Below are 16,494 nucleotides of genomic sequence, written 5' to 3'. Positions count from 1 at the left end.
TCAACACACTTATACATTAAAGTTATGTCATTTGATAGATTACCCCGCATTAAATTTTAGGTAAGCCTATGTTTTAAATAATTTTTGAAGATAAAAGCATTAAATTGAACACTAAGGGCTTTTAATCTCGATTATTTCCTCTCATTTTCTAATTTTTATATATCTGATTCTTATCCGAAAATTACATTATGATTTACTGTTTGACATAAAAAAACCTGCCGAAGCAGGTTTTTTATCAAACGCTTTTATTACGCCTTAACAAGCATCAAGAGCCTGCTCTACATCGGCAATAATATCTTTAATATTTTCAATGCCTACAGATATTCTCACTAGGTCTTCACTCACACCAGCTTTGGCTAACTCTTCAGCATCAAGCTGCCTATGAGTGGTTGAAGCAGGATGGCAAGCAAGTGATTTAGCATCTCCTATATTTACTAACCTAAGAATCATTTGTAATGCATCAATAAATTTAGTGCCGGATTCGATACCACCTTTAATACCAAAGCTTAAAATACCTGACGCTTTACCTTGGCAGATTTTTTGGCAGGTCGCTTGATATGGACTTGATTCTAATGCAGCATAATTTACCCAATCCACTTTAGGATGTTGTAATAGGTATTGAGCAAGTTGCTCTGCATTCTCACAATGCCTTTCCATTCTAAGACAGAGTGTTTCAAGCCCCTGCAGTATTTGAAATGCGTTCATAGGAGATATCGCTGCACCAGTATTTCGTAGTGGTACAACACGGCAGCGACCAATATAAGCTGCCTCAGCAAATGCTTCGGCATAAACAACGCCATGATATGAAGGATCAGGCTCATTCATTACAGCAAAACGTTCTTTGTTTGCGACCCAATCAAACTTACCAGAGTCAACAATAATGCCACCAATTGAAGTGCCATGACCGCCAATATATTTCGTTAGAGAGTGAACAACAATATCAGCACCAAGTTCAAAAGGTCGACATAAAACAGGGGTAGCTACTGTATTATCAACAATAAGCGGAATGCCATGTTTGTGAGCAATTTCAGATAAGCGAGCAATATCAATAATATTACCTGCAGGGTTCCCTATAGACTCACAAAAAATGGCTTTTGTATTCTCATCTATAGCCGCTTCAAAGCCTTCGTAATCATCGCCATTCACCATACGGACATTAATACCCTGCCTTGGGAAGGTATGAGCAAATAGATTGTAAGTGCCACCGTAAAGCTGGCTAGTACTGACAATATTTGAACCTACTTGGCAAATACACTGAATTGCATAAGTAATAGCAGCCATACCTGAAGCAACCGCTAAAGCCCCAATTCCACCTTCCATCGCAGCAACTCTTTGCTCTAAAACATTGGTGGTTGGGTTCATAATTCTTGTATAGATATTACCAGGCACAGCTAAATCAAATAGATCTGCCCCGTGTTGAGTATCATCAAAGGTATAAGATGTTGTTTGATAAATAGGGACTGCTGCAGATTTAGTAGTCGCTTCAGATTCATAACCATGGTGTAGCGCAATAGATTCCAGTTTCATTTGTGCCTCAAAAAGTCAGTTAGCTTATTTTTAAAAACAATCAGTTAGTATGATAATTTCGAGATTATCATACTAAAGCAAAATGAGGGAATGTTAGACGGTACAAGATGAAATGAAATATATTTAATTTACTTTGGTAAAAATAGATAAATGCATTAACTAAATTGAGGAAAGTTAAACGATAATTTAACGCGTCATTTTTTTTACGAATACAACAACGAACAAAGCCAGGGTAAAGCTGCCAATAAACGCTTCAATAGCCGCCAAAAAGCGAGATAGTCCAAACGGGGTTAAATCGCCATAACCTAAGGTAGTGAATGTCACGACACTAAAATACAGGCATGTCAGTAGCTGCATAATATTCTCAGAGAAGGTGTAATTTGCTCGCCACTTTAGTACCTCCTCACCATCATGAACACCTATGCCAGCATATAAGAGTCCAAAGGTTATAATTGCGAGGAGTGAGAACATCACAACACGTATAGGTCTTTCACCGTAACCACAGAAAATATCAACAACCTTAGAGTAAAACCGTTTTGAAGAAAACATAGGCATTAAATAGCGCCGCATAACCATCTCACGTTCAAAAAAGTGACCTGAGGTTTCAAATAGCCCAGCTTGCTCGCTGGCTTTTCTAAGGTTGCGATAGATTTCTTCGGATTGCTGCCAGTAGTCCATTTTTTCTGCTTGTGTTTTTGCTTCTCTGGCCATCTTTTCTTGAATAATTTCTTTTCCCCAGGTCGCTCCTTCTAAGCGAGCACCTTCAAGCCTGACGCCTAATAGATTACATGAATCTAATTTTGCACAATGAAGATTGGCATAGCGTAAGTCCGCTTTCATTAATGATGTGCCGGTGAGATTACAGCCGAAAAGGTGTGCTTCTTTCAAATTAGCGCGATACAAGTCTGCATGAATAAGCTTGTACCCTTCTTTATGACCACCATGTACTAAATTAATACCCTCTAAATTGGCTTTTCTAAGCTGAAAGCCAGACATAGGGAAATTATCCTTCGCCCTTTGCTCTAATAAATGAGTTAAATTAGTTTCTTGTTTTAACTCGTCATTATGCCAATAGCACAGGTTTGAATCATTTTCAGAATGATGGTGACACTGGATTCCATTCGTACAAACATACTTACACTTGCTCATACGCAAAGTGTAGGAAACTTTTTCATACTACTCGTACAAACTTTATTAAAAGTTACAAAACCATGAGATGTGTAATGTTAGTTAACCGAAATTAATATGATTGAAGTGATAGGGAGTATTAAAGGGAGGAAAAGATATCGAACAAAGTGGTGATTTAGACACTGTTTACCACTTCTAGGGAAGCTGTGATTAAGTAGCTTCCCTAGACCATCTTGAAGAGCAGGATTATGCAATAAACTTATTATCTAACATCTCTACTGGAGCTTGGTAAGGATCACTCCCCAATTTAAACTTATGATTGATTAAACCTGCGACAACGTTCTGCTGAACTTTACCATCATTATTCTCAATCAGATCTAGCTGTAAGACATCATCAACAAAGTTAATATCCGTTAAAACACAATAACAAACGTCTTGAGTACGATTATTATAAAAGTAGTAGGCTTGGTTATTATGATCACTCACACTTGACCACTGAGTCTCAGGGGTAGAAATATCATGTGTTTTTAAATTAAAGCCTAGAGGAACAGAGGCATTTGCAATAATAGAGCGTGATTGTGCAATTGATTCTTGCATTGAATCCGCTTCAGCTAGGTTGTTTAAATAGAAAGCCGCTCGCTGGAATCTATCAGCTGAGAATGGACCACCAGGAATTGCCTGTGAAGGTGTTGGGTTTTCATCACTCCATTGCCACCTAGTAGTCATATTTAAAAGGATTTGTGTTTCATAATCTGGTTGATTAGTCATCACCTTAAAGTTGTCACTTTGATAAACATTAAAAATGCCATTTTTCACTTCAATAACAGCTGAGTCGCCATAAATATCCGATACAGCTAGGTGTAATAAGGCATCCTGATTACTATCAGGCATTTTTTTATTAATTAACTGAATTTTGATTTCACTGTCATCTGCAAATTTATCAACTGCTTCACTGACATACTTACAAGTATCTAATACATATTGTACCCAGCGAGTCACTTCAAGTTGCTTATCAAATGATGCATAACTAGAGAGATAACTTGCGCTGGTATTAAATAACGCATTGGCTACTAAACCTTCACTATTTATCCCTTCACTCGCAATTTTTTCACTGCCATCGCCTATCATAGATACCACTGACGAATATTGAGATTCCCATCTAAGTGTTTTGCTAGTTACTTTATTACAACCTACCTTACTCAAGCCTTTATTGAAGCAAAATAAACGAGTAGTTAATGGAGTTTCCCAATCCATATTTCGAGCGGTTGTGAGGAAATCGTTGGTAGAATTATTGAATACGCGAGTACACATAAGCAGTCCTTTAATTTATTAGATTTTGCTTACAAAATCGATAAATCCGAGACTACATCCCTGAGATTACAAAAAATATTACCGGATATTACATTTTTATTTGATGAATTTTATCTTTATAAAACAGTAAAATAACGCAATTTTAATGCATCAAATTGCAAAAGTGAGCGTTATTCTAAAAACTGTAGACTCGCATAAAAAACACTTAAAAAAAAGCGAGCACTATTACAGGGCTCACTTTTCTTTTATTACAGCTAATATTACAGGCAAGAATGATTAAAGCTTTCAATTCCTGCTTTAGCACAACTTAAATCTTGGCTTGGTGCGCCAGAGCTCACCCCAATACCACCAACAACTTCTCCATTAACACTGACAGGCAAACCACCTCCCACTATACACAATCTTCCTCCTAACCCTGTGTGAATACCAAATAGATGGTTATCAGCACCAGGAATACAGGCTTCATTATATTCGTGGGTCCCTTTGCGCGCAGAGGCTGCGGTAAAGGCTTTGTCTTGCGCTAAGGTGATACTATGAATTTTCCCTCCATCCATTCTTTCAAATGCAATTAAATTACCAGATTCATCAGTGACAGCAATACACATTGGTACACCAATTTCTTTGGCTTTATTAACCGCCCCAGCAATTAATACATTTGCATCAGATTGACTCAATCGATTAACCGATAGCATAGCTTCTACTCCTAAATACAAAAAAAGAAAAAAAGTGTGTTGGTCTCAAATAAAAAGTATGTATTCAAACTAGAGGCTTCAGACGGCCGACACTAAACATGGTTAAGCCATTTAGCAGTGTTAGCCGCGATGAATAATATTATTCTGCTGAATAGCCAAGTTCAGCTGAAATGGCCTTGCCTGCCTCAACTAAATCAGCAATCCATTCATCTTTTCTTCGATCAATCGGTGCTGATAAAGATAAACCTGCCGTGATACCACCAGACCTGTCGTATAAAAGAACACCAATACAGCCTACGTCTATTTCTGCCTCTTCATTGTCAAAAGCGTAGCCCCTATCAATGCAAGACATGCATTCATCATATAAAGCGTCATAAGATGAAAAGGTATTTCTGGTATATGCAGGAAGGTTCGTTCTTTGTTCGTAACTGCGAATCCCCTCTTCTCCACTCATACCAAGCATAAGCTTTCCAACCCCTGTTACATGTAAAGGGGCACGTGAACCCACAACCTGTTGAACATGCATCATGCGATTAGGCGTCACTTTTTCGAGATAAATAACCACGTCACCCTCTCGAATAGTCAGATTAATCGTTTCGCCTACTTTATCTCTAAGTTTTTCCATGTAAGGCATAGCAACAGCACGAAGATCTACCTCTGAATGTTGTCGATTACTCAGTTGTAACAACCTCTGCCCTAATCTGTATTCTCCACCAGCATCACGGTCTACAAACTTGTTATCAATTAAAGAGTGAAGAATCCGATATGCCGTTGAAGGATGCAGATTTGTGTCTGCACTCAATACTTTTAGCTTTACTGGCTTGGTGTAACGTGAAATTGCATCAAGCAATAAAGCCGCTCTATCGATCACCTGTATGCGTGATTCTGGTTTAACTTTATTCATAAGACTTACCATTCTCTAAAACTGAACAATGCTTAAGAATATAAGGGTAAAAAAGTATAAAAACCATATAACGAATGAAAAAATTGTACTTTCACATTATGAAAACAGTGTTTTTAACATTTATTTAAAAATAAATGTTAAAAAACAATTAGTTAAAAAATTTAGACTTAAAAAAACCTCGTTTTCATATTATGAAACCACATCACATTGCGGTCGTAGAATTAAATTTATAAGGTAAATGCATACCAAGAAACATCGTTGTATTTTTACGCTGTTTAAATTTTTTACATGAACCTTATGGAGTTATTTCCTATGTCCGAACAGAACCCGGTTTTCATTCCTGGCCCGACTAACATTCCTAATCGCTTATTAAATGCGATGCACATTCAGACTCAGGACCACAGATCACCAAACTTTGTGGAAACACTGACTCCAGTACTTGAAGGTTGCAAAAAAGTATTTGGCACAACAACAGGCGAAGTCATCACATTCCCTTCAACAGGTACAGGTGGTTGGGAAGCCGCTATCAGCAATACATTATCTGCTGGTGACAAGGTTCTTATCGCTCGTTACGGTATGTTTTCTCACCGTTGGATCGACCTTTGTCAACGCCATGGACTTGAAGTTGTTGTAATCGAATGCCCTTGGGGCGACGGTGCACCAGCAGACCTTTTTGAAGCAGCATTAAACGAAGATAGCAATCACGACATTAAAGCGGTTCTAGTAACTCATAACGAGACAGCAACAGGTGTACGCAGTGATATCGCAGCGGTTCGTAAAGCGATGAACAATGTGAACCACCCTGCAATGTTATTTGTTGACTGCGTTAGTTCGCTAGCCTCTATGCCATTTGAAATGGATGCCTGGGAAGTTGATATTGCGATTTCAGGTTCGCAAAAAGGTTTCATGCTGACTACTGGCATGGCGATCTTAGGTGTTAGCCAGAAAGCATTGGCAGCAATGGAAACAGCTAATCTACCTCGTACCTTCTTTGATTTCAGAGATATGATGGGTGCGAATGCGAATGGCGGCTTCCCTTATACACCGCCACTACAGTTAATCTTCGGCATGAAAGAAAGCTTAGACATGTTGTTTGATGAAGGTCTTGAAAACGTTTATGCACGTCACTTCCGTTTAGCAGAAGGCGTTCGTCAAGCTGTTGCAGCTTGGGGCCTTAAGTTATGCGCTAATACACCAGAACTTGCGTCTGACAGTGTAAGTGCCATCTATGTTCCAGAAGGCTTTGACAGTAACGAATTAACTGCACATGCATTTGATAAGTACGGCGTATCTTTTGGTATTGGCCTTGGTGAAATGAATGGTAAAGCTTTCCGTATTGGTCACCTTGGCTCTTTAACAGATGTAATGGTTCTTTCTGGATTGGCGACCATTGAGATGGCTATGGCCGATCTTGATTACCCGATCCAATTAGGTGCAGGTGTTGCTGCAGCACAAGAGTATTTTCGTAAAACAGCTAAAAAAGCCAACGCCTAACCGCGCTGGTCTTTAATCCGATGAATTGCGAGGTTAAGCATGAGTTCTGAAGAAAATTTAGTGATCCCAACTTATGACGACGTTATTGCCGCTCATGAAAGAATCAAACCATATATACATGAAACACCTATTCTGACATCCCAACGTTTAAACGAACAAACAGGTGCAGAACTATTCTTTAAATGCGAAAACTTGCAAAAAGCAGCGGCATTTAAAGTACGTGGTGCCTCTAATGCGGTATTTGGTTTGACTGACGAAGAAGCCAAAATTGGTGTTGCAACACACTCCTCTGGCAACCATGCACTGTCTTTGTCTTATGCAGCAGGACAACGCGGCATTCCTGTCACTGTGGTTATGCCTAGAACAGCGCCTCAAGCTAAAAAAGATGCGGTAATAGGCTACGGTGGAACCATTGTCGAGTGTGAACCATCGACTAGCTCACGAGAGGCGACATTTGCTGAAGTAGTTGCTCAATCAGGTGCTGACTTTGTTCACCCTTACAATGATCCAAGAGTAATCGCGGGGCAAGCAACCTGCTCAAAAGAGATGCTAAGTCAGGTTGAAAACCTTGATGCAGTCATTGCACCTATTGGCGGTGGCGGAATGATCTCAGGTACATGTTTAACCATTTCGAACATGGCGCCCAACGTTAAAATCTATGCAGCTGAACCTCTGAATGCGGATGATGCAGCCCGCTCTTTTAAAGCTGGCCATATCATTGCAGATGATGCACCAAACACGGTGGCAGATGGTCTAAAAGTACCTTTAAAAGATTTAACTTGGCACTTTGTCAGTAACCATGTGACCGACATTTTAACAGCAACAGAAGAAGAAATTGTAGATGCTATGAAGTTGGTTTGGAAAACAATGAAAATTGTAATCGAACCAAGCAGTGCTGTGCCATTAGCCACTATTTTGAAAAACCCAGAAATTTTTAAAGGTAAGCGAGTTGGAGTCATTATCACAGGTGGTAACGTCGACCTAGACAAGCTTCCTTGGCTTAACAACTAATTCAATTCAAATAAAAAATTGTTTTAACCTAGGCACTTTCCGCTCATCAGCTTAAGCCTAGGTTAAACCATTACTTAACTCCTATAGGGGAATAAAATGACGACATTAGATAATTTAGAAGTTGGTTTTGATGTTCCTGCATTGCCAGGCATGGACGTAGCAGATATTCAAACACCTTGCCTAGTTGTTGACCTTGACGCACTAGAAAAAAATATTAAAACCATGGGGCAATACGCCAAAGACATGGGTGTTCGTCACCGTGTACACGGCAAAATGCATAAATCTGTAGATATCGCTCTACTTCAAGAAAAGTTAGGTGATAGCTGTGGTGTTTGCTGTCAAAAAGTTTCAGAAGCTGAAGTATTTGCTCGCGGTGGTATTAAAGATGTATTGGTATCAAACCAAGTACGTGACCCAGCTAAAATCGATCGTCTAGCACGTATGCCTAAACTTGGTGCTCGTACTATTTGTTGTGTAGATGATATTGAAAACGTTGCAGAACTTGCTGCTGCAGTTGCCAAACACGACACACAAATCGAATGCCTAGTGGAAATTGATTGTGGCGCGGGCCGTTGTGGTGTTCAAGCAGGTCAACCTGTTGTAGATATCGCAAAAGCAATTACTGCCACACCTGGTCTTAAATTCTCTGGTATTCAAGCATACCAAGGCGCTATGCAGCACATGGAAAGCTATGCTGACCGTAAAGAGAAAATCGACATCGCTGTTGAAATGGTAGCTCGTTCAATCGAAATGCTTAAAGCAGAAGGTTTGGAGTGCGATATCGTTGGTGGTGGTGGTACAGGTTCTTACTACTTTGAAGGTAACTCAGGTGTATTTAACGAACTACAATGTGGTTCTTATGCATTCATGGATGCTGACTACCAACGTATCCACGATGAAAATGGCGAGCGTATTTCTGAATTCGAAAACTCACTTTTCATCCTAACATCTGTAATGAGCCACACTAAAACAGACAAGGCTATTTGTGATGCAGGTCTTAAAGCACAATCTGTTGATAGTGGCCTTCCTTACATCTTTGGTCGTGACGATGTTGAATACATCAAATGCTCTGATGAGCATGGTGTAATTTCTGATCCAAACAATGCCCTAAAAGTGAATGAGAAACTTAAACTTGTTCCTGGGCACTGTGATCCAACCTGTAACGTTCATGATTACTATGTTGGTATTCGTAACGGCAAAGTTGAAACTCTATGGCCTGTTTCTGCACGTGGTAAAGCTTACTAATACGGCTAGCCTTGCTCGCTAGCATCCTACCTGCTAGCGAGTTCTATAAATTACTTGGAGAATCACTATGAGCACTGAAAATAAAGGTGTATCAATCGTTTCAGAAAAAACATGCCAAGCAGTTGTCGGCCGACCTGAAGCATTTACTGCTGTCGAGAATGTGTTCGCTGCTATGGCAAAAAATTCAGCCTACAACTTTCCTGTTGTTCGTGAAGCTATCGGTCATGCCGATGCTTTATACGGCTTTAAATCTGGTTTCGATCGCGACGGCATGGTGCTTGGCGTTAAAGCAGGTGGTTATTGGCCTGGTAATGCACAGCAAGGTATTACAAATCACCAATCTACCGTAATTTTGTTTGATCCAGACACAGGTAAAATTAAGTCTCTTGTGGGTGGTAATTATTTAACAGCTGTTCGTACTGCGGCATCTTCTGCGGTATCTATTGCTCACCTTGCCCGTAAAGATTCTAAGGTTTTAGGAATGGTTGGTGCAGGCCATCAATCAACATTCCAATTACGTGCAGCGGTTGAGCAACGTGATTTTGAAAAAGTCGTCGCTTGGAATTTCCACCCTGACATGCTACCTAATCTTGAGAAAGTATGTGTTGAACTAGGCCTACCATTCGAAGCGGTAAGCCGTGAAGAGCTAGGTGCGCAAGCAGACGTTATCATCACTATTACCTCTGCTTTTGAATCACTTATGCAAAAAGATTGGATTAAGCCAGGTACTCATATTGCGTGCATGGGGACAGATACTAAAGGTAAACAGGAAGTTGATGCAGACTTATTAGCAGCTGCAACTGTATTTACGGATGAGGTAGCTCAATCTATCTCTCTAGGTGAAGCTCAGCATGCTATCGAATCTGGATTGATTCAAATAAGTGATATTACACCAATTGGTGAAGTCATTAATGGCACCCACCAAGGTCGTACTTCTGAAGATGAAATCACCTTGTTCGATGGAACAGGTGTTGGTCTTCAAGATTTAGCTGTTGCCTCAGCTGCTGCTGATTTAGCCGAAGCACAAGGTAAAGCTAACTTTATTGATTTATAGGTTTCTATGAATCATTTGTGAGCTCCATTGAGCATAATCCTATGCTTAGTCTCACACAAAACTGTTTATCCAGTTTTATTTCCCTTGGCTACTGTGCGTCGAATTTTGTAGCGATTATGCCCACTCCCTAAGTGGGCATTTTTTTCTTAAAAACATCATTAATAAATTAATTATTTTATTTATTCTAAATATATCAATTCCTAGGTTATAACATGCAAAACATCGCCAGAACAAATTTAAAAAAGCAACTAACAACACCTGAAATTATGGTGTGCGCATCAGTCTATGACCCTCTATCTGCTAGGATGGCGCAGGAGATTGGTTTTAAACTTGGCATCCTAGGAGGGTCAGTTGCTTCTCTTATCGCACTAGGGGCACCAGATATAAATCTATTAACACTAACAGAGCTGGCAGCACATGCTAAACGTGTATGCCAAGCTTCTGATTTACCCGTTATTGTTGATGGAGATAATGGATATGGAAATGCACTAAACGTGATGCGAACAATTGAAGAGCTTGAATATGCTGGTGCATCACTGGTAACAATCGAAGATACCATTCTACCTTGCCGCTATAAAGAACCCGCTCTTAGTCAAATTAGCCTTGAAGAAGCCAAACTTAAACTTGAAGCAGCAGTATCTGCAAGAAAAGACATAAATCTATCTATTTTCGCAAGAACCCATGCATTAAATGAGGGTGACAACACAGACATGCTAGAACGCATCAAGGCTTACAGTAAAACAGGAATTGATGGAATTTGTATATTTGGTGTCACTGACAATAACACCCTTAGACAAATAAGTGACGTTACTCACCTACCTATTATGCTCATCAGTTATGGAAACCCTGACCTAGGAGAAGCCGAAGAACTTATAAAACTAGGCGTTCGAATTCGTTTAAGCGGCCATAAATCATATGAAGAATCTGTTAAAGCAAGTTACCTTTCTTTGCTCAAGTTACATCAAGGCGACAACTACAAAGATGAAGAAGTAGACGCTAAAGCCTTAATAAAAAGATTAAGTGACTCAGAACAAAAAACTAAGCTAACCCAGCAATACATTTATCCAAACTAATAAAAAAGGGCTTTAAGTAATAAACTTAAAGCCCTTTATATTCTTTAAAGATACTAATTCAAAAATACATTTTTATTTGTATATTCATCAAGCTCACGCAACTTCATACCGCCGATAATTTGAATATCAGTAGAGAAAAAACGAATCTCCCCTGTTCTTCTTTCTATTACTTGAGGCATTTGCTCAGGCACGGGTATGCTTCTAAAAATTGCTTTCTGAATCGATAAATTTGAATGTTTATATGATTTTCATTCTGCCCTAACATTTTGCAAAGAAGGTCTTTATCTAACCATCCACACTCGGATAAATTCATACCATACGATTGATCTTCTTTAAACTTGCGTGCCAGCATCAAAACTAAGTAATGGTGATTCCTTAAACCGAGATCGACCTCTTTATCATCAAGCATTAGTTTGATAGAAACATGCTCTTCATTTTGGCTAACATCAAAGTTAAAAGCGATCTTCTTAGGCGCTTGAGCAATATTGTCAGCCATAAAGCTTGTTTCTATACTTGTTTCACCATCTACAAACTTCCATTGTTTGTCATAGCTACCGACTTTATCGCCCATTTTAAGCTCATAAGGGCCAGTGTCATTCTCACACATCCACATGCCACGAGAATTTTGATAAATAGCTACTTCTGGGTTTTCTTCTGATGGAAGCACATTAATGCCATTCAAATAGATAATCGGCAGGCCTTTAGTAACAGGCAATAGCATACTAGCTGGTGGCTCAAGGTTTTTAACATACCAAGATGAAACCTCTAAACCCCCAAACTGAATCTCGTCATCTAAATTGATTCGTGTTTTTTCACCTCGAACAATTTTAGATCCATTAATAAAAGTACCGTTTGTACTCATATCTTGAAGCACCCAGCCTTCGCCATCCCAAATCGCAACTGCATGGGTACGTGACGCTTCAGGCTGAGTCAATTCTGTTTCAGTCGTTGGGTGACGACCAAAAATATGTTGAGGCTGTATGATGACTTTCTCACCTGTACTGCCGTTAATTAGAATTGCCATACCCTTTCCCCTCATCCTTAAGTTATTTTACTGTACCAACGCCCATACACTGACACCATTACAGATAATTACAGTTTTAAACAAACCTATAAGTAAAATTTATATATACAAGGCTTGCTGATTAATTGATTGCTCTGTGTTCGCAACCGCTAAATACCCCATTTTTATTGGCGCTTGATACAAACGTTCATTCGCTAACTGGGGCCAAATGTGACACAAACCTGGCACAAATACCTTCGCAGTAAATAATGGAATATGAGCACGACTATAATTTAACGCCATCACCTCCATACCATTTAGCTTTAACTGCGAGACGACAGCCGAAATATCATCTTTAATATCTGAACTAGGCTTAATAGCATAGGTATTAGATTTTAACTCACTTGAACCTTCGAGGTGCTCTCCCACTTCAATTAAATCAAAGTCAAAAGGTGCTGCATTTTGATCTCTAATCGGAATCAACTGGCAAAGCTCTGTCAAAGCTCTTTGAGCCGCCATTTCTGGAATCAAATGACAGCCAAAGCCCATTACTAAGCCGCCTGTCACCTTATCTCTACCGAAAGCCCCCATAACGGGTATTCCTAAGTCAGATGTTAAGTCCAAAACCCAGTAGTCGTGGCCAACTTCACTATCAGGACTCAAGCACCTATCAAGCTTCTGTAAGTTGTCTGGATCTAACTTATCGAGATCAAACCTTGGACAAACTAACTTGTTATACCACCAAATTGCAGTTGCATCTCTTTCTATCAACTCAAAAAGCGCTTGTAAAATAGCCTCTTCTAACGTATTTCCAGCCGCACAACCATTTGAATGCCAACGACCAAATTCATCATCTGAAAAAGGAATATTACTGAAACATTGGGAAAGCGGCACATATACCTGCTCCGATAGTGTCAGAGACCAAGTTGGTAACCAGTGTATCAATTCATCCCTGTAAGGTTTCGCAGCCTGCTTAAGCTTGGAGTCCGGATGATCAGCTTGATTAAATTTATGATACTGGTCGGCACTATATGGTACCAAAGACTGAAAATTAACTGCTCTAAACCCCTTATCTAAAAGCTCTGAGTGTCTTAATTCCAAAAAATCCACATCAAACTGATAAAGGGCAGCATATCTTTCAATTGCCTCAGATAAGGCACTCGCTTTAGATTGATCGTGACTTACACCTTTACCTAAGCATATCTGAACAAAACTATTTCGATCAAACTCAGTTAACTCAGCTTTATTTGGTGTTTTAAAAAATCCAGTTCGATAAATTTTTATCGGCGAGCTCGGGTTTTCGCCTATCACCTCAAGATGATTAATTACACCTGTAATAGGACTGACTAACGGTATTAATTTTTCTACCGTTTGTGTTGCTGTAACACTCCTAGAACCGCCATCGACATTAAATCGACTAATGCACGACTCTAACTCTATAGGACTATCGATCTGATTTGAAAATTCAACATTGTTGCCTAAAGCATTATTAATAACATGAGATTCAAACGAATCAGTATTAGGCCTATAAATTGATATTACTTTATTGTCGCACTTAGCAAATGCAAAGAACTGTTCTTCTAATAGCCTGTCAATGGCATTTATACACTTGCTATTAAGCTGCTCAAGAAACTCAAAAGGATAAGCATGACTATCAGTCGGATAACAAAGCTCTAGAGTTTTACGTACAGGCTGATTCTCTAGAAGCTGACCTTGTAGTTTGATAAATAAAGAGAGCTCATGCTTACTAAAGATAGAAGTTACACTAATTGCTTCGCCTGAGACTTTAAGCACAAGAAAATTATTAGATTTAATGCAATCTTCGATTCGTTTATCTAATAAATCATCAACAACTATTACCTGCAAGTCTTTATCAGTATTGTAACCTTGATTTAGGTTAGCAGTTAGGCTTTGCTCAATTTGCTTTATTACCGCGTCATGACACAGACTTAAGGAGCTGAGGGTTATATTTGATTCTGAACTTTGTATCAGCCTTGAAATTGGCCCACCCACAAATGAAGGCTTTTGATAAACATTATTTCCAGCACTCTTATCAATTACGTTGAGTTCAACCAGTTTGTTTATTTGATATAAGAAAAGCGACGCACTCTCATCCAAATTTGTCTTAGTTACCAAGATGTCATCAAGCGTTTTTTTTCCATCGATCTCATCAACAAAAGGAAACTGCTCTTGTGGCAATAAAAGCTGCTGCCCAGAGGACAGCAGCAAGACATCTTTGTTTTTCAACACATAGACATTAAATTGACCATGCCAATGATAAACACTAGACGATTTTTCCATGTAACTAGTTTACCTCAGCCAGCCGATCTTCAGATTTAAACAAAACCTCTTCATTTTTTATGTCTTCAAAACCATAAAAATCTTTAGCGTTTTGCTCTAACACTGCTTGCAATTCAATCTCAGTCAGCTCTTCGAGTTGTTGAGCTATATCTTCAGTCGTAAATTGCAAATGATCAGGATGAGGAAAGTCACTACCATACAAAAGTTTGTCATGACCTATTACATCAATAACCTCTCTTAAACATGGCTCACCAAGCTCAATTCCAACCCAACATTGACGTTTAAAATATTCGGATGGCAGCATCTTAATATTTTCTTCAACTAAAGTAGGGAATTCTGGATAACAAATATTATCCAGTCGCCACAACCAATGAGGCACCCAGGATGCACCCGCCTCCAAAAAGGCAAACTTCAATCTTGGGTATCGTTCTAATACACCTGACTCAAGTAAAGAGACAAATGCCATTTGAGCCTCCATTGGGTGTGAACAAGCATGCATAGCGAAACGAGAAGTAAACCTATCCGTTCCAGCCGTTGGCGCATGAAGATTAGTTCCTCCATGAAAGGCTACAGCAATATTATGCTTTTCACATGCAGCCCAGAAATCATTATAATCTTCATGCCCTAATGTACGACCACAAATCACTTCAGGTCTCAAGGTGATTGAAGTCCAGCCATTGCTTATAACTTTCTTCAATTGCTCTACCATGTTTGATGGTTCGTGACGGCTAATTACTCCAACAGCTCTTAGCCTTTTGGGGCTAATGGAACAATATTCATATAACCACTTATTATAAGAACAAGCATATTCCAATGAAACTCTAGGAGGTATTTTTTCATGATTAACTATATACATTGCAAAACTAGGAAATATTGCAGCCTGCTCGATATCACTATCATTCATAGATAAGATCTGCTTTTCAGGTGTCATGCCTGAACCTAGCTTTTTCTGTATATTCTTACTCTTGTAAGCTGAAGCTAATCTTTCATTTTCACCCCAGCTATTTAAAATAAGAAATTTACCAATATAAATATCTGGAGGTAATTGAATTGCTGCATCAGGACCTAACCTTTCAGCTCTCTCTCCCATTTTTTCATATGTATCATGAACATAATTAACCTCATAACCATCTACATTTTTCCATACAGCGGATGGTTCAACTACATGTCTATCCGAGTCAATCAATATATATTTCATAAATCAAGCCTATTAACTTATGATGCTGTAAATGGGTATATTTTACCTGCAGCATCATAATCAATGAGCGCTAGATCTTTAGAGTCAGTTAGCGGCTTAGGTGGTAGCTGAAGAATTAGATACATTTTTAATGCACCATTTACAACAGACTCCTTCCAACCATTTTCTTCGATTTTTTGAACAACTTTATCCGTGCCATTTACCTTCGTCATAACGTCTTCATATTTAGGTGAATAAATATGATGGTTTACTGGGATTTCTACCTGCACAACACCTGCATCAGGATTAGAAGCATCTGTTGGAGACTCTACAACTTTGATATGCAACAAGTTCCACAAACTTACGTTTTCAGACTCACCAGTAAAGCCTAGCATTGCAAACGCCTTTTGAGAGTCTTCAAGCAGTACTGACTTAAAGTTATCATCAGACCAAGCAACAGCAATAGCTCTTAACCATGTTGAGCGCCAGCTATAAATAATATCTAAGGCAGGCAATAATGGCTCATCACCATGAGGCATTCCGCTAGTGTTATCAATATTAAATCCTGACATAA

The 16,494-nt window shown here is 39.1% G+C and carries 15 protein-coding genes; 5 read left to right on the top strand and 10 right to left on the bottom strand.

What is annotated here, in order from left to right; translation table 11 throughout:
- Positions 1-255: 255 nt before the first annotated feature.
- The 5 genes from TW85_RS11885 to TW85_RS11865 all read right to left on the bottom strand — a co-directional run bounded on the left by TW85_RS11885 (position 256) and on the right by TW85_RS11865 (position 5,562).
- Positions 256-1,527, bottom strand: coding sequence for an aminotransferase class I/II-fold pyridoxal phosphate-dependent enzyme (locus tag TW85_RS11885; protein WP_046017326.1), 1,272 nt, complete (start codon positions 1,525-1,527; stop codon positions 256-258).
- 186 nt (positions 1,528-1,713) lie between these two features.
- The gene (locus tag TW85_RS11880; RefSeq protein ID WP_046017325.1) at positions 1,714-2,676 is read right to left on the bottom strand and encodes a pentapeptide repeat-containing protein; all 963 of its coding nucleotides are present in this window, start codon (positions 2,674-2,676) and stop codon (positions 1,714-1,716) included.
- Between the two features lie 225 nt (positions 2,677-2,901).
- Positions 2,902-3,966: a linear amide C-N hydrolase gene (locus tag TW85_RS11875; RefSeq protein ID WP_046017324.1), complete on the bottom strand. Its 1,065-nt coding sequence runs from the start codon at positions 3,964-3,966 to the stop codon at positions 2,902-2,904.
- Positions 3,967-4,226: 260 nt separating this feature from the next.
- Entirely contained in the window at positions 4,227-4,658 is a 432-nt protein-coding gene (locus TW85_RS11870) for a heme-binding protein (protein WP_046017323.1), read from the bottom strand.
- Positions 4,659-4,797: 139 nt separating this feature from the next.
- Positions 4,798-5,562: an IclR family transcriptional regulator gene (locus tag TW85_RS11865; RefSeq protein WP_046017322.1), complete on the bottom strand. Its 765-nt coding sequence runs from the start codon at positions 5,560-5,562 to the stop codon at positions 4,798-4,800.
- A gap of 312 nt (positions 5,563-5,874) precedes the next feature.
- Here TW85_RS11865 and bhcA point away from each other — a divergent pair, with 312 nt between their 5' ends.
- From bhcA to TW85_RS11840, 5 genes are all read left to right on the top strand, one after another.
- The gene (gene bhcA, locus TW85_RS11860) at positions 5,875-7,056 is read left to right on the top strand and encodes an L-aspartate--glyoxylate aminotransferase BhcA (RefSeq protein WP_046017321.1); all 1,182 of its coding nucleotides are present in this window, start codon (positions 5,875-5,877) and stop codon (positions 7,054-7,056) included.
- Positions 7,057-7,095: 39 nt separating this feature from the next.
- Positions 7,096-8,067 (top strand): beta-hydroxyaspartate dehydratase BhcB, encoded by a 972-nt coding sequence (gene bhcB / locus TW85_RS11855; protein ID WP_046017320.1) that lies wholly within the window; start codon positions 7,096-7,098, stop codon positions 8,065-8,067.
- 96 nt (positions 8,068-8,163) lie between these two features.
- Positions 8,164-9,312: a 3-hydroxy-D-aspartate aldolase BhcC gene (gene bhcC, locus TW85_RS11850; protein ID WP_046017319.1), complete on the top strand. Its 1,149-nt coding sequence runs from the start codon at positions 8,164-8,166 to the stop codon at positions 9,310-9,312.
- Between the two features lie 67 nt (positions 9,313-9,379).
- Positions 9,380-10,366, top strand: coding sequence for an iminosuccinate reductase BhcD (gene bhcD, locus TW85_RS11845; protein WP_046017318.1), 987 nt, complete (start codon positions 9,380-9,382; stop codon positions 10,364-10,366).
- Between the two features lie 212 nt (positions 10,367-10,578).
- Positions 10,579-11,439 (top strand): isocitrate lyase/phosphoenolpyruvate mutase family protein, encoded by an 861-nt coding sequence (locus TW85_RS11840; RefSeq protein ID WP_046017317.1) that lies wholly within the window; start codon positions 10,579-10,581, stop codon positions 11,437-11,439.
- Between the two features lie 53 nt (positions 11,440-11,492).
- Here the strand turns inward: TW85_RS11840 and TW85_RS26335 are convergent, their stop codons facing one another.
- From TW85_RS26335 to TW85_RS11820, 5 genes are all read right to left on the bottom strand, one after another.
- The gene (locus TW85_RS26335) at positions 11,493-11,630 is read right to left on the bottom strand and encodes a hypothetical protein (RefSeq protein WP_202904857.1); all 138 of its coding nucleotides are present in this window, start codon (positions 11,628-11,630) and stop codon (positions 11,493-11,495) included.
- The gene (locus tag TW85_RS25470; protein WP_052702120.1) at positions 11,606-12,463 is read right to left on the bottom strand and encodes an FHA domain-containing protein; all 858 of its coding nucleotides are present in this window, start codon (positions 12,461-12,463) and stop codon (positions 11,606-11,608) included. The genes TW85_RS26335 and TW85_RS25470 overlap by 25 nt, the downstream gene beginning before the upstream one ends.
- A 99-nt stretch (positions 12,464-12,562) precedes the next feature.
- Positions 12,563-14,743 (bottom strand): YcaO-like family protein, encoded by a 2,181-nt coding sequence (locus TW85_RS11830; protein WP_046017316.1) that lies wholly within the window; start codon positions 14,741-14,743, stop codon positions 12,563-12,565.
- A gap of 4 nt (positions 14,744-14,747) precedes the next feature.
- A complete protein-coding gene (locus TW85_RS11825) occupies positions 14,748-15,941 on the bottom strand; it encodes an amidohydrolase family protein (protein ID WP_046017315.1) in 1,194 nt (397 codons plus the stop codon).
- A 17-nt stretch (positions 15,942-15,958) separates the two neighbouring features.
- Complete coding sequence (locus tag TW85_RS11820; RefSeq protein ID WP_046017314.1) at positions 15,959-16,492, bottom strand: hypothetical protein; 534 nt, start codon at positions 16,490-16,492, stop codon at positions 15,959-15,961.
- Positions 16,493-16,494: the final 2 nt, after the last annotated feature.

The organism is Marinomonas sp. S3726, assembly GCF_000967665.1.
GTDB lineage: Bacteria > Pseudomonadota > Gammaproteobacteria > Pseudomonadales > Marinomonadaceae > Marinomonas.
This window is presented reverse-complemented; position numbering and strand designations above follow the sequence as displayed.